Raw genomic sequence first — 637 nt, forward strand, 5'->3', positions numbered from 1 at the left:
CGAGTCAGGAGCAACGGCTCGATGCTGTGGAACTTCAACTACCGCGAGCCGGTAACCAAGAACCGTATCAACATGGGACTGGGCACGTATCCAGAACTCTCATTGGCGAACGCCCGAAAGAAAGTCGTTGAGGCACGGGAGCTACTTGCACAAGGCATTGATCCCAAGGTGCAACGCAACACTCAGAACGAAGCCAAACGAGCGGAGACCGAACACACATTCGAGAACGTCGCCACCGCCTGGTTCGAATTGAAGAAAGATTCGGTCACACCCGCGTATGCCGAAGACATCTGGCGATCGCTCACACTGCATGTATTTCCAGACCTGAAAACAACGCCGCTCTCGAAAATTACCGCACCGATGATCATCGAACTGCTTCGGCCAATCGAGGCGAAAGGCAGCCTCGAGACCGTGAAGCGGTTGAGCCAAAGGCTCAACGAAATCATGACCTATGGGGTTAACTCCGGGCTGATCTTTGCCAACCCTCTCAGCGGCATTCGCGCGGTCTTCAAGAAACCCAAGAAAGAGAACATGGCCGCACTACCAGCTGATGAGCTTCCCGAGCTCATGCTGGAAATCGCCAATGCCGCCATCAAGAGAACGACCCGCTGCCTGATTGAATGGCAACTGCACACCA

Annotated in this window: 1 protein-coding gene; it reads left to right on the top strand. The window is 54.5% G+C overall.

The annotated features are described in order from the left end of the window. A partial coding sequence (locus AC1DLB_RS31515) for a phage integrase central domain-containing protein (RefSeq protein WP_477786470.1) occupies positions 1-637 on the top strand: 637 nt, incomplete at both ends.

This window comes from Pseudomonas sp. 05N434 (assembly GCF_056396965.1).